Annotated in this window: 12 protein-coding genes and 1 riboswitch; of the genes, 5 read left to right on the forward strand and 7 right to left on the reverse strand. The window is 35.3% G+C overall.

Features of this window, described 5'->3' with window-relative positions; all coding sequences use genetic code 11:
* Nucleotides 1-69 precede the first annotated feature (69 nt).
* The 4 genes from ribE to ribD form a co-directional block, all read right to left on the reverse strand.
* Nucleotides 70-531 (reverse strand): 6,7-dimethyl-8-ribityllumazine synthase, encoded by a 462-nt coding sequence (ribE, locus tag ABYT26_RS04890; protein ID WP_372751771.1) that lies wholly within the window; start codon nucleotides 529-531, stop codon nucleotides 70-72.
* Between the two features lie 78 nt (nucleotides 532-609).
* Nucleotides 610-1,854: a bifunctional 3,4-dihydroxy-2-butanone-4-phosphate synthase/GTP cyclohydrolase II gene (locus ABYT26_RS04895; RefSeq protein ID WP_372751772.1), complete on the reverse strand. Its 1,245-nt coding sequence runs from the start codon at nucleotides 1,852-1,854 to the stop codon at nucleotides 610-612.
* A 31-nt stretch (nucleotides 1,855-1,885) separates the two neighbouring features.
* The gene (locus tag ABYT26_RS04900; protein ID WP_372751773.1) at nucleotides 1,886-2,542 is read right to left on the reverse strand and encodes a riboflavin synthase; all 657 of its coding nucleotides are present in this window, start codon (nucleotides 2,540-2,542) and stop codon (nucleotides 1,886-1,888) included.
* 40 nt (nucleotides 2,543-2,582) lie between these two features.
* On the reverse strand, nucleotides 2,583-3,773 hold the full coding sequence (gene ribD / locus ABYT26_RS04905) for a bifunctional diaminohydroxyphosphoribosylaminopyrimidine deaminase/5-amino-6-(5-phosphoribosylamino)uracil reductase RibD (RefSeq protein WP_372751774.1): 1,191 nt from the start codon (nucleotides 3,771-3,773) through the stop codon (nucleotides 2,583-2,585).
* 28 nt (nucleotides 3,774-3,801) lie between these two features.
* Nucleotides 3,802-3,920, reverse strand: a riboswitch (FMN riboswitch).
* Nucleotides 3,921-4,213: 293 nt separating this feature from the next.
* On the opposite strand from ribD, the gene era reads away from it, so the two are divergent.
* The 4 genes from era (at nucleotide 4,214) to ABYT26_RS04925 (ending at nucleotide 8,128) form a co-directional block, all read left to right on the forward strand.
* Complete coding sequence (gene era, locus ABYT26_RS04910) at nucleotides 4,214-5,095, forward strand: GTPase Era (protein ID WP_372751775.1); 882 nt, start codon at nucleotides 4,214-4,216, stop codon at nucleotides 5,093-5,095.
* A 96-nt stretch (nucleotides 5,096-5,191) separates the two neighbouring features.
* The gene (der, locus tag ABYT26_RS04915) at nucleotides 5,192-6,499 is read left to right on the forward strand and encodes a ribosome biogenesis GTPase Der (RefSeq protein WP_372751776.1); all 1,308 of its coding nucleotides are present in this window, start codon (nucleotides 5,192-5,194) and stop codon (nucleotides 6,497-6,499) included.
* Nucleotides 6,500-6,793: 294 nt separating this feature from the next.
* Nucleotides 6,794-7,522, forward strand: a complete 729-nt coding sequence (locus ABYT26_RS04920; RefSeq protein WP_372751777.1) for a hemerythrin domain-containing protein — start codon at nucleotides 6,794-6,796, stop codon at nucleotides 7,520-7,522.
* Nucleotides 7,523-7,531: 9 nt separating this feature from the next.
* On the forward strand, nucleotides 7,532-8,128 hold the full coding sequence (locus ABYT26_RS04925) for a response regulator transcription factor (protein ID WP_372751778.1): 597 nt from the start codon (nucleotides 7,532-7,534) through the stop codon (nucleotides 8,126-8,128).
* Nucleotides 8,129-8,135: 7 nt separating this feature from the next.
* On the opposite strand, the gene ABYT26_RS04930 is transcribed toward ABYT26_RS04925, so the two are convergent.
* The 3 genes from ABYT26_RS04930 to rlmH form a co-directional block, all read right to left on the reverse strand.
* Nucleotides 8,136-8,915, reverse strand: a complete 780-nt coding sequence (locus ABYT26_RS04930) for an MBL fold metallo-hydrolase (RefSeq protein WP_372751779.1) — start codon at nucleotides 8,913-8,915, stop codon at nucleotides 8,136-8,138.
* The gene (locus tag ABYT26_RS04935; RefSeq protein ID WP_372751780.1) at nucleotides 8,916-12,587 is read right to left on the reverse strand and encodes an ATP-binding protein; all 3,672 of its coding nucleotides are present in this window, start codon (nucleotides 12,585-12,587) and stop codon (nucleotides 8,916-8,918) included.
* 82 nt (nucleotides 12,588-12,669) lie between these two features.
* Entirely contained in the window at nucleotides 12,670-13,143 is a 474-nt protein-coding gene (rlmH, locus tag ABYT26_RS04940; RefSeq protein WP_372751781.1) for a 23S rRNA (pseudouridine(1915)-N(3))-methyltransferase RlmH, read from the reverse strand.
* A gap of 285 nt (nucleotides 13,144-13,428) precedes the next feature.
* On the opposite strand from rlmH, the gene ABYT26_RS04945 reads away from it, so the two are divergent.
* Nucleotides 13,429-13,830 carry a DUF4783 domain-containing protein gene (locus ABYT26_RS04945; RefSeq protein ID WP_372751782.1) on the forward strand — a complete coding sequence of 134 codons (402 nt, stop codon included), beginning with the start codon at nucleotides 13,429-13,431 and terminating at the stop codon, nucleotides 13,828-13,830.
* Nucleotides 13,831-13,959: the final 129 nt, after the last annotated feature.

Raw genomic sequence — 13,959 nt, forward strand, 5'->3', positions numbered from 1 at the left:
AATATTATTCCTAAGCATAAAAAATCCCGGTTGAAGCCGGGATTTTTTTATTTTATAATATGTACTTGCTTAAAATTGCTTCAACAAATTGGCCATTTCGATGGCTGAAACTGCAGCTTCGAAACCTTTGTTTCCCGCTTTTGTTCCAGCACGCTCAATAGCTTGCTCGATAGAATCGGTAGTTAACACACCAAAAATAACAGGCACTTCCTGATCTAAAGAAACACTTGCAACACCTTTAGTAACCTCCCCCGACACATATTCGAAATGAGGAGTGGAACCTTTAATTACAGCTCCCAAACAAATAATTGCATCGTACTTTCCACTCTTCGCCATTTTTTTTGCAATCAATGGAATTTCAAATGCACCTGGAACCCAAGCTACATCAACATCGTCGGTAGAAGCACCATGACGGTTGATTGCATCCAAAGCCCCTTCCAATAATTTTCCACCAATAAATTCGTTAAAACGACCGGCAACAATTCCGAATTTTAAATCTTTTGCTATCAGCTTTCCTTCTATTGTATTCATTTTATTTAGTTTAAGATGTGAGACCTGAGATTTTAGTCGTGACATGACTTTATATTCCCTCATCGCCCATAAGTCCATTTACTTTTTAATAATTTTTTTATCGTCATTTTGCAAATTCCATTTTACATCCTGATGCAAAAGGTGACCCATTTTTTTCATTTTGGTCTGCAAATAAAATTCATTCTTTTCATTACAGGTCATTTCAATTTCTTCACGACCGACAATTTTCAAACCATATCCTTTTAAACCTGCAACTTTTAGAGGATTATTGGTCATCAAAGTCAGATCTTTCACGCCCAAATCGGCTAAAATTGCAGCACCAATTCCATAATCACGTAAATCAGCCTTAAAGCCCAAAGCCAAATTCGCTTCCACCGTATCCATTCCCATATCCTGAAGCTGATAAGCTTTTAACTTATTCATCAAACCAATACCTCGTCCTTCCTGACGCATGTACAACAAAACGCCTCTTCCGGCCTCATTAATTCTTCTCATCGCTTCCTGAAGTTGATCACCACAGTCACATCGCAAAGAACCAAAAGCATCACCAGTTAAACATTCCGAATGCACACGAACCAAAACAGGATCGGCAGTATTTACATCTCCTTTTACCAAAGCCACATGATGCTCTCCGGTTATTTTATTGATATAACCATGAGCTCTGAATTCACCATATTTAGTTGGCATAGCTGTTTCTGTAATCTTTTCAATAACAGTCTCGGTCTGCCTACGATATTGAATCAAATCAGCAATGGTAATCATTTTTAAATCGTGCTTTTCAATGTATTTTCTCAGTTGGGGAACACGAGCCATGGTCCCATCCTCATTCATAATTTCACAAATCACACCTGCAGGGTAAAATCCTGCCATTCTGGCCAAATCAACTGCTGCTTCGGTATGACCAGCACGAACCAACACCCCATTTTTACGAGCTACCAGAGGAAAAACATGTCCAGGTCGGGTAAAATCTTCAGGCTTGGCCTTTTTATCGAATATTTTCTGAATTGTATGAGCACGCTCATGAGCTGAAATTCCCGTTGCGCAATCTGCTGCATCAATACTCACAGTAAATGCTGTTTGTTTCGCATCGGTGTTATTGTACACCATCATGTCAATATTCAACTCGTCCAAACGCTTCCTTACAATAGGCATACAAATCAATCCACCAGCCTGTCGGGCCATAAAATTAATTGCCTCAGGTGTTACCATTTCGGCCGCCATTAATAAATCCCCTTCATTTTCACGATCCTCATCATCAACCACCACAATCATTTTCCCTAGCTTGATGTCTTCTATCGCCTCTTCAATTGTATGAAATTTCATAATATATTGTTATTTTATATCAGTAATTACTTTAAGCAAATCCATTTTCTTTTAAAAAATTCATCGAGATATCCGACTTCTTCTGCTTTGCTTCCTCATCTCTGTAAAGCATGAACTTCTCGATGTATTTGGCTGTCATGTCGCACTCTAAATTCACTTTATCCCCTTTTCTCTTGGAAGTTAAAGTCGTATCCTCCTGTGTCAACGGTATAATCGAAACTTTAAACATTTTCTCATCCACATAAGCCACAGTCAGGCTGATACCATCAATAGCAACAGAACCCTTCTCAACGATATATTTTAAGATGTTTTTAGGAGCAGCTATGCTTACCCAAATGGCGTTATCGTCATGTTCTTTGGCTAGCACCTCGCCCAAACCATCAACATGACCGCTTACCATATGGCCTCCCAATCGATCGCCAACACGAACCGCACGTTCTAAATTCACTTTACTACCAGGTCTTAGTTGTTCAAAGCTCGTTCGACTCATGGTTTCCGGCATCACATCGGCCGAGAATCCTTTCGAATCAAAATTCACAACCGTTAGGCAAATACCATTTGTTGCAATACTATCTCCCACTTTCACATCATCCAGAATCTTACTTGCCGAAACCATCAAACGAATTGACTTTCCTCCTCGTTTTATGGATTTGATGTTTCCTATTTCTTCAATCAATCCTGTAAACATTTTTTCAAGTATCAGTTTTAGTAAACAGCTATTAACTATTTTATTTCTTTATAATTTTTCCAGTCAGCATCAAATCCTTTCCAAGCTGATGAATTTCTATATTTTGCAATTCAATAGCATCTTTCATGAATTCAATTCCTTCGCCACCTACTGGTGATTTCGCACTTGCTCCTCCAATAATTTTAGGAGCAATAAAGGAGATCACCTCATCAACAATACCAGTCTGCAAAGCCGAAAAATTAAGACTTGCACCTCCTTCCAAAAGAATTCCATCGATTCCTTCCTGGCCAAGCTTCACCAATAAATTCTGGAGATCAACTCTTTCATTTCTAGATTTTATCTGCAAAACCAAGTTTCCCAAGTCTTCAATCTGTTTGATCTTTCTCGCATCCGCATTTTCTGTTAACGCAACAATTGTTTTGGCTACGTCTGAGGAATTTAGAATTTTTGACTGTAGGGGAATTCGAGCCTTACTATCTACAACAATTCGAATTGGGTTTCTTCCTTCCTTCCCATCTAAACGAGTGGTAAGCATTGGATCATCAGCAATAACAGTGTTTACGCCCACCATAATCGCCGACAACTCATTTCTTAGTTCATGAACTCTCCGACGCGACTTATCATTAGAAACCCATCGCGAATCACCCGTGTAACTTGCAATTTTTCCATCCAAAGTCATAGCTGTTTTCATGACTACAAAAGGTGTTTTCTTTTGAATATATTTTAAAAATACCCGATTCAATTCACTCAACTCCTCACACAGGAAACCAAATTCCACTTCAATTCCATTTTCTTCCAATATCTTTACACCTTTTCCTGCCACCAAAGGATTAGGATCAAGCATTCCGATCACCACTTTTGCAATTTTATGCTTCACTATGGCTTCGGCACAAGGAGGTGTTTTTCCGTAATGAGAACAAGGCTCTAAAGTTACATACATAGTAGCACCTTCTACCAATTTTGTTGCTGAACGAAAGGCATTCACCTCGGCATGCGGGCCACCAAAATACTCATGATAACCTTCTCCAATAATCTCATTATCGCGCACAATTACAGCTCCCACCAAAGGATTAGGGTTCACTCGTCCGATTCCTTTTTGGGCCAGTTCGAAAGCCCTTTGCATATATTGATATTCCTTACTCATTTGCATAAAAACAAAAAGCCCTGAACAGTTAAAAAAACTATTCAGGGCATTTAAATTATAGGTATAGCCACACAGAAATGCATCCATTGGCATGAATCAATCAAATTGATCAATTGTTTTTCTTCTCCCATCCAGACTGTACTGTCGGTACTGGAATCACACCAGTTCAATCTCGTTAAAGATTCGCGGACTATCACCGCCGGTCGGGAATTTCACCCTGCCCTGAAGAAACAATAAATATGATGAAATAAGATTTTTAACCCCATTTCTGCTACAAATATATAGTTTTCGATACTAAAAACAAATCGGCAAAATAGTCTGTGCAACAGATCGCTCTATTTTAAACTTCTAATTAGTAGCATTGCTCTGCTCTATATAAGACTTCTGTAGTATCAAGAAAACACATTCTAGTATAAAAATATCATCCAAGTTATTATTTCCATCTTAATGTATGGCAGCGAGTTTCGGAAATGGCATTAAAATTTCTATCTTTGCAAAAAATTTTAAATCACTAAATTGGAGTACATATGCCTCATAGATCAGGTTTTGTAAATATCATTGGAAATCCTAATGTTGGAAAATCAACCTTAATGAATAATTTGGTAGGACAACGACTTTCGATTATCACTTCGAAATCGCAAACTACTCGTCACCGAATTAAAGGAATTGTTAATGGAGAGGATTTTCAGATAGTGTACTCTGATACCCCTGGAGTTTTAAAACCCAACTACAAACTTCAAGAGTCGATGATGAAATTTTCGACCTCTGCATTGGTTGATGCTGACATTATTTTATATGTTACCGATGTGGTGGAAACCATGGATAAAAACGAAGATTTCCTGAAAAAAGTTCAAAACACAGATATTCCAGTTCTTTTGTTGATAAATAAAATTGACCTAAGTAATCAGGATAAATTGGAAAAACTCGTTGATCGCTGGAAAGAAAAACTGCCTAAAGCAGAAATTTTTCCACTATCGGCCAAAGAAAACTTTAATGTGTCGAATGTATTCGATCGCATTTTAGAACTACTACCAGTCGCTCCTCCATACTTCGACAAAGAGCAGATGACAGATTTACCAGAACGTTTCTTTGTGAATGAAATTATTCGTGAAAAAGTGTTACTGAATTACGAAAAAGAAATTCCTTACGCAGTGGAAGTGGAAGTTGAGGAATTTAAAAACGAATCAAAAATCATCAACATTATGGCAGTTATTAATGTTGAGCGAACTTCTCAAAAAGGAATTATCATAGGTCATCAAGGAAAAGCCTTAAAAAAAGTAGGTACCGAAGCCCGATTGGATTTAGAGTCGTTTTTTGGAAAAAAAGTATTTTTAAAATTGTATGTTAAAGTAGCCAAAGACTGGAGAAGTAAAGATTCTCAGCTAAAAGGTTTTGGATACAATCAGTAAGAGCAAAATAGCTCGATACGATAAAAAACACTTCCGTATTTTAAATAAAATAAGTTAAGAATTACGCGCAGAGATTGCGTTAGCAAAAATAAAAGAATGAGCAATATTGTTGCAATCGTAGGAAGACCCAACGTTGGAAAATCTACACTTTTTAATCGATTAACAGGAACACGAAAGGCAATCGTAAACGAAACTGCCGGAGTAACCCGTGATCGAAATTATGGAAAATCGGAATGGAATGGCGTTGAATTTTCGGTAATAGATACTGGAGGTTACGCTACCAACTCTGAAGATATTTTTGAGGAGGAAATACGCAAACAGGTAATGATTGCCATAGAGGAAGCCGATTCAATCCTTTTTGTTCTTGATGTGCAGCATGGAATCACAGATTTAGATACCGCCGTTGCTAATATACTACGTCGCACCAAAAAGAAGGTATATTTGGTTGCCAACAAAGCAGACAACTCCGATTTAATTTTTGCTGCCAACGAATTCTATTCCATCGGAATAGGCGAAGTAGTTTTTCCTATTTCGTCGGTGAATGGTTCTGGAACAGGAGATTTACTGGATGAGTTAATCAATAATTTTGAAATCAAAGCCAACGATGAAGAGGAAGATCTTCCAAGAATAGCCTTTGTTGGTCGTCCAAATGTTGGAAAATCATCTACTGTGAATGCATTGGTAGGCATCGATAGAAATATTGTAACTGATGTTGCTGGAACTACCAGAGATTCTATTCACACCCGATTTCAAAAATTTGGTCATGATTTTATCATGGTAGACACGGCTGGAGTTCGAAAAAAACCAAAAGTACATGAAGATCTAGAATTCTATTCTGTGATGCGTTCCATAAGAACCATTGAAAGTGCCGATGTTTGTGTTCTAATTTTAGATGCAACACGTGGCGTAGAAGCTCAGGATTTAAGTATTCTTGATATTATAATTAACAACCGTAAAGGTGTTGTTATCATGATTAACAAATGGGATTTGGTGGATAAGGAAACCAATACCATGAAAGAATTCGAAGAGGAAATTAGAAATCGAATTGCCCCTTTTAAAGATGTTCCAATTATTTTCACCTCTGCACTTACTAAGCAACGATTAATTCAGGTTTTGGAATCGGCACTTGAGGTATATGAAAATCGTGTTCGTAAAATTCCAACTTCGGAACTAAATAATGTAATGCAAAAAGCAATTGCAGCACTTAATCCTCCTGCACTTAAAGGAAAGTTCATAAAAATTAAATACGTAACGCAACTGCCCACTCACGCACCAACTTTTGCATTTTATTGCAATCTGCCTCAATACATTAAGGATCCATACAAAAGATACCTTGAAAATCAGATTCGAAAAAACTGGTCGTTTACCGGAGTTCCTATACAAATTTTCGTAAGAAAAAAATAAACTGCTACAAGCAGTATTTTACCAACCGATTCAGATCTTCTGAGTCGGTTTTTTTTTATCCTTAAAAAGCAAAAATAAATACCAACAATTAGGTATTGCGAGCCTTTGTAGGAACGCTACTTTAGTGGGAATTTATTAAATGCTATGAATAGCTGCAATTTCTAATTCCATTGCCTTGAGAATATTTTCTTAGTGTAATCTCTCATTTTGTTTCAGTTTTTGCAAGTATATACATTGATATTCTTCGGATATCTCTTGGTTTTTGTTAATTTAGACTCATTAAAAACACAAAGAATGCGCATTAAAAAAGATATGAAACTAGCCCATGTAATTCAACAGAACTACATGCTTATTCCTGTCATTCATCGATTTGGAATCAATTTGGGTTTTGGAGACAAAACTGTTTCTGATGTGTGCGAAGAAAACGAAGTTGATTTAAACTTCTTCCTCCAATTGGTAAATGCTTATCACGATAAGGATTATTTTCCAAAAGAAGAACTTCAAAGCATTTCTGTCAAGAATATTATTAACTATTTAAAAATGACTCATTCGAGTTATTTAAACGAAAAGCTCTCTGAAATTGAGCAAAAAATAATTTCTCTACATGCTGAAGATCAAGAAGATGAAAAATACATTCTTTTAATAAGAAATTTTTTTGAAGGTTATAAATCAGAGCTTACAGAGCATATTATGCACGAGGAAGATGTTGTCTTTCCCTATATATTTGCAGTAGATGAAATTATTAAGACACAACAATTCACGGCAAAAAATAGAGACCTCTTCAATTCCTTTTCCATTGAAAATTATGAAAAAGGCCACAATGATGTGGAAGAAAAACTGATGGATTTAAAAACAATAATGATCAAATACCTTACTCCACCCGCAAACTGCACACTTTATCATAACATTATTCAAGATCTATTTAAACTAGAAGAAGATTTAAATTACCATTCACGTATAGAAGATAAAGTACTTACGCCAAAAGTCATACTCATGGAGAAATCGATCAACAACCTATTTTAAATTCGTATTATGCCAAGATCTACTATTCTTATTGCGGAAAGTTCCTGCCTGATTCGAAGAGGACTTCGATCTATTCTTCAAAATTTGGAGAATGTAGAAATAATGCAACTTATTGATGACAAGGAAGACGTATGTGCAACAGTGAACAATAAAAAGCCTGATATTCTTATTATCAACCCCAAAATGATGCCTTCGGATTGTATTAATTTAAAAAAAGAATTTATGAATGCTCACAAACTTTCATTGATCTTACTTTCTGATCAGGAAAAACTAAGGGATCAATTCAAAGCAGATGGATACATTCACTATCAAGACAAACAAGAACAGATTTTGGATCTGATTCAGGAAGTTCTCGCTAAAAAACATAAAAATAAAATTCCCGATAAGAATGCAGAAACCATTAGCTCACGAGAAAAAAACATTTTGAAACACATCGCTCTTGGACTGACCAACAAAGAAATTGCCGATCAGCTATACATTAGCATTCACACGGTAGTTACACACCGTAAAAATATCACTCAAAAATTAGGTATAAAATCGGTATCTGGTCTTACTGTTTATGCCATTTTACACAATCTAATTTCCATGGATGATGTGAAGCAATAAACAGGTTCTAAAGTTCAATTTCAACACCAGCCTCAAGATTTATCGTGTTAAAATATTTTTTAAATTCATCCTGAACAGCAAAACTAGTACAATGAGTTGCTCCTAACAATTCCAATTTTACTTTCTGAAAATAGGCCACAGTTTTTTGAAAAACCTCATCGATTTTCTTCAGATGAAAACCTCCCAAAACTGCATAGACTTTCTCTTCACCACACATTTCTTTGGCATAGGCTACAGTATTGCATATTCCGGCATGAGCACATCCACTAATCACCACTAAACCTTTATTAGTTTTGATAGCGATTCCTGAATCATCCGTAACAAAATCTGGAGAACCATCGGCCAATAAAAAGGTAGTCGATTGTGATTCAAAATCGTTTTTCCTCGGAATCTCACCTAAAAAAACCATTTTATCGCTGATCCAATAAGGCGATTTGTATTCCTCTAAAGAAAATTTTGCAGCCATTTCTTCTCTTGATAATTTTAAACCAACAATAGATTTAGCTTCCTTCCGATAGCGCAAACAAAATGAATTTGGATGTGTTATTAAGCGTTTTCCCGATATAAACTGCAAACCATCACCATGATCCCAATGTCCGTGACTCAAAACGATGGTTTTAAGCTCGTCTAAATTAAGATTCATTTTGGCAGCATTCTCTAAAAAAAGAGAAGTTGGACCAACATCAAACAAGATTCTTTCATCCGCTTCAATAAGTGCAGAAAAACCATGTACAGCTTCAAAACCTTGAGCCGCTGTATTATCAACAAGAACTTTAATATTCATCATTTATACTTTTTTATTTTTTGGAATTCGAACAATAAAACAAGCCCCATTATTTCTTTCCGACTCAACCCAAATGCTTCCATGAGCATTTTCAACAATATTTTTCACTATGGATAAACCCAATCCCATACCACTCGATTTGGTTGTAAAATTAGGGTAAAACAGCTTTTCTTTAATCTCTGGGCTTATTCCAGAACCATTATCAATCACTCGCACCTGATAACAAGAGCCCAACTCTTCCAAATGAATATTTACACGAGCAACAGTTCCATCAGGAATAGACTGAATGGCATTTTTGATTAGGTTGACAAAAACACGCACAAACTGCTCTCGATCTACAAATATATTAGCATCCCGAATGGAATTCACATTTAATTTTAAATACAAATCATCATTCTTAAACAAATCGAGTGTTTGCTCTAAAATATCAACCAAATTTACAGCCTCATTTTTAGCCAAAGGCATTTTTGCAAAATTAGAAAAAGCTGTGGCTATAGATGATAAGGCATTAATTTGATCGATTAATGTTTTACTAACCCGATTAAAATGTTCTTCCCAATTAGGGGATTGCTCCTCTAATCGTTTTTGCAAAAACTGTATACTCAACTTCATTGGGGTAAGCGGATTTTTTATTTCGTGAGCAATTTGCTTGGCCATTTCGCGCCATGCCGATTCCCTTTCCGATTTTGCCAAACGTGAAGCACTCTCTTCCAATTCAACCAACATTTGATTGTACTCCTTCACTAAACTCCCAATCTCATCATTTTTTGTATACTCTATTTGTTCTCCATAGGAACCAAAACGAGTTGCTTTCAATCGATTCTGAATAATACGTAGCGGATGCGTAATTTTGTTCGCCGTGATCACGGAAAGAAAAATGGCTAACAAAATCATTAAAACATGAAGATTTACTCCTGCAAGAATCAAATCAAACATTTCTTTCTCGAGCTCTTTACTTTTTAAAAAGTAAGGCAAGTTTACATAGGCAATTGTTTCATTACTTTCATCGACTAAGGATTCATAGGCCGATAAATAAGTCATTTCTCCAATTTTTTCGTTGTGAATAAAATGCGTTCTCCCCTTAATCGAAAGTTGATAGTAAGCCGCAAAGTTCATCCGCTTGTCCTGAAGATTTTTCTCAAAAATCTCTTTCCTGGAAGTTGAAATTAACTCGCCCGATAAGTTGTACAAATGAATATCTGCAAAAATTAAATTGGATAAAAGTTGCAGCCGATTGGAAAGTTCCTCTTTATGATTGGGATTATCACTTAACAATTCACCAATTACCTCGCGCTTTACCAACTGTAATTTCTCCTGTAAGTTTTGGTTATTGGTTTGTTTAGCCTGATTCATGTTGTAGTAAACCGAACCACCACCCAACAGCAAAAAGAAAAGCATGAGCAGACCAATAATAGAATATTGGATGCGATATTTAAAACTTAAATTAAATCGCAAGCGGAAAGAAATACTTTCAAGCATCCAAATTAAAAACCCAAAAGCATAAATCAGAAGAAAAACGTAAGGAATAGTTATGACACGATTGTAAAGCGAAACGACAGGACAACTAATAACAACAGCATTATTATCGAACTGATAAATTAAATGATCATAGCCGTCGATCTGATTCCAGAAGAAATTTTCGGAATTATTGCCAAAAACAGAGCTACTCATAAAATAGTTAAAATCCCCAGAAGACGCAATGAGCTTTCCATTGTGATATTTTCCGTAAGAATAATCATTACCAATCGGTCTTAGTGTTACCTTTTCATCTAACAATAAATCGGGATATCCCAATCCTTCATCTCCTACTTTTGAATCGAGACGAAGATAGATATTCACATCTTCAGAATTAGTTGCCAGATTCGGAATCACACCTAAATAGGAAACCATTCCATCGAACTCATTCAGGTAGTAAAAATCGCTATTGGGAATTGGCTCTCCTGTGGTAAGAATCATCTCTTCAAAAAAATCAAAACAATTTCTGATTTGATCATCTGGTTCGATTTTCAAATCATCCATATCACCACAAATAGTAACCTGAAGCTGATACTGCTCCCAAAATCCGGTAAAGAAATTATTTTGAATATAATCTGCTATTTCAATCTCATTTCTAAAAGGCTGCTTACACAATTCCTTTAAAACGGAGTCCTGATCTATTTTTTTTTGAATTTCGAACAAAAGAGTTTCAGATGTTGGATCATATTCAGTAGAAAGATTCATGGCAGCAACCTTTCTATCCTGTTTTTCTTTCTGTTTAGAATACGAATTAATGCAACTGGTTACAAAAACCGATATTCCCAGAAGTAGAATTACATAAAGCGAATATCTAGCTCCCGATTCCTTTTGGTAATTGAGTAATCCTACAACCAATATCAGTAATATAGGAAAAAGCCAATCTAGAAAACCGAATGTCATCGGATTTAAAAAGTAAAGTACCGAACTAAATAGAATGGAAAAAGGAATAACAACAAGTAGATATTTTTTAACATTCCAATGATTACAAGCGATGGATCCAACTATATTCGCAAGCTGCCCGAGTGTATAAAATAAAAATACCAAAACCAAAAAACCAAGAAATACATAAATCTTATTTTCCTGAAACACAAACATTTGCAAGTTAAAACTAGAATCTAAAACCAAGCTTTCAAACAAATTTCCAATAAAAAAATAGAGTAGATAAAAGAAAATTAAATGCAATAAAATCAGGAATAAAAAGAAGACTGATTTTTTACTTTTAATATTCTGATTGCTTCTTATGAATCGACCATAGGTGTAAATGAAAATGAACAAGAAAAATGCATTGATGGCAAAGTCACCAAGAGATGGGAAAAAGAATGAACTGGCAAACAAAACAGGAGAAAAAGCTTCGAGATAGGAAAAAACCAAGGGAACACCCCAAAATAACATGCCGTAGCGAATCAAGAACAAGCTAATTCCCCAAAGTAAAAAGGCAAAAATCCCTAATTTCAAATCTTTAATCTGCCTTAACAAAATACTTCCTACCAATAAAAAACATAAGATAGATAGGAGGTACAACACTCCGATTACTACCTGTACTCTTCTGGGGGCAAACCCCAAACTTTCATCCACTAAAGAAAATAGATAATCTCCATTGGAATGATAAACGGGAGCTCCACAATATTTGTCAAGGGAGATATCGAATAGTTCTGGAATGAAAAAACCTGGGCCAAAATGGTTTTTCAGAAATTTATTTTGATACGGATAGATTTTTTTCAAAAGCAGGAATCCATACAATTCTACAGAATCTCGCTTCTGTTTCTGGAGGTAATAGAAACCATCTTTCAGCCTCAAGACCAATGAATCGACTTTTTCCAGAATCGTTTTATCAGGCAATAAAAAGGAATTATCGCTCCAAAATAATAAACTATCTTGCTTATAGGCCAAAAGCACAAAGCCATCTTTTTTTAATTCCTTTTCGAATTTTGAAAAATTATGATACTCTTTTAATACTCCCTCCTCACTAGCCAGTGCATTCTGCAATTCAAACAAATCTTTCGTCAATAGCTGCTCTTTCTTCTCAAATACTTCCTGAGCTTGCTTACTTACTTTCTGCGAACCATCGTTTTGCCCAAAGTGATTATCGGCTAAAATTGCCAACATAAGAAATAGCAATGAAAAAATTGCCAAACAATAGATGAGGAGTTTATTTTTCAAGGTTGAAGCTTTAAAAATGTTTTATAAGCGAAACAAAATTCGTGCTAAAATCAACACAAATTAGCATAATAAGTTCAAAACATCAAACATGATGATATGGTTCCCCTTTTATAATTGTCATAGCCCGATACAACTGCTCAGTAAAAATCATTCGAATCATCTGATGCGAAAAGGTCATCTTCGAAAGAGAAACTTTGCCCTGCGCTTTTGCATATACCTCATCAGAAAATCCATAAGGACCTCCAATTACAAATACTAAATTTTTCACTCCTCCAATCATTTTTTGTTCCACAAACTTCGAGAATCCAAGTGAAGAAAATTCTTTTCCTCCCTCATCAAGTAGCAGTAGTGTATCTCCCGCTTTAACTTTATCCAAAATTAAACTGCCCTCTTTTTGTTTTTGCTGATCTTCAGAAAGATTCTTTGTATTTTTTATATCAGGAATTATTTTTATTTCAAAAGGAAGATAGTGCTCTAGCCGCTTTTGGTATTCTTTAATCCCATTTTTCACAAAATCCTTATCAGTTTTCCCTATCACTAAAAGAACAATTTTCATTTATCTAGTATTTACAAGTTTAACTTCGTTATTTGTTCAGAAAAAACATCCACAATTTCTGAACACATAAACATCTAAAATTCATTCTACTATTTATCAAAAAAACATCAAGCTAACCAAGCCTAAGGAAAAAAGAAAATAAAGCGAAGAAACTTTCCCTGACTATCATAAGGATCAAATATTTCCTGATTACCAAAAAGACTTTCAGATTTTTTTTATCTTGCAATGTATTTTTCGCACAGTATTTGTGTAAAGGTATATGATATTAAGTTGAAAATTATTCATATGAGATCTATAAAATACATATTTACAGGAATCTTCTTTCTTTTAGTTTGTTCCTCAACAGCCATTTCTCAAAATCAGGACAATTTACCACGAGAATTGATCACTGCCTTTAAACAGGGCAATAGCATAAGCTTAGCTAATTTTTTTGGCAATAGAATACAATTAACTATTGAAGATAAAGAGGCTATTTACAGTAAATCGCAGGCAAAACAAATCATGGCAAAATTCTTTAAAGAATTTCCACCTACCGATTTTAAAAAGAAACATGTTGGCGGAAAACCTGAAGCCAGATATGTAATTGGCAGTTTGCTTACAAAAAAAGGCAATTTCAGGGTGAATTTCCTTCTCAAGAGCGAATCTGGAAAATATCTGGTTCATCAGTTACGAATTGAAAAAGACTAAAAAAAAGACTCCAACTATTGGAGTCTTTTTTTTCAGCCCTCTTCGTGCTTATTTAAATTCATCCTTTTTAAAAAAACACAAACCTTTCCAACACCCCTCACAAAACAAGGGTATCACTCAATATTCACA

The organism is Labilibaculum sp., from assembly GCF_041595635.1.
In the GTDB taxonomy this organism is placed as follows: domain Bacteria; phylum Bacteroidota; class Bacteroidia; order Bacteroidales; family Marinifilaceae; genus Labilibaculum.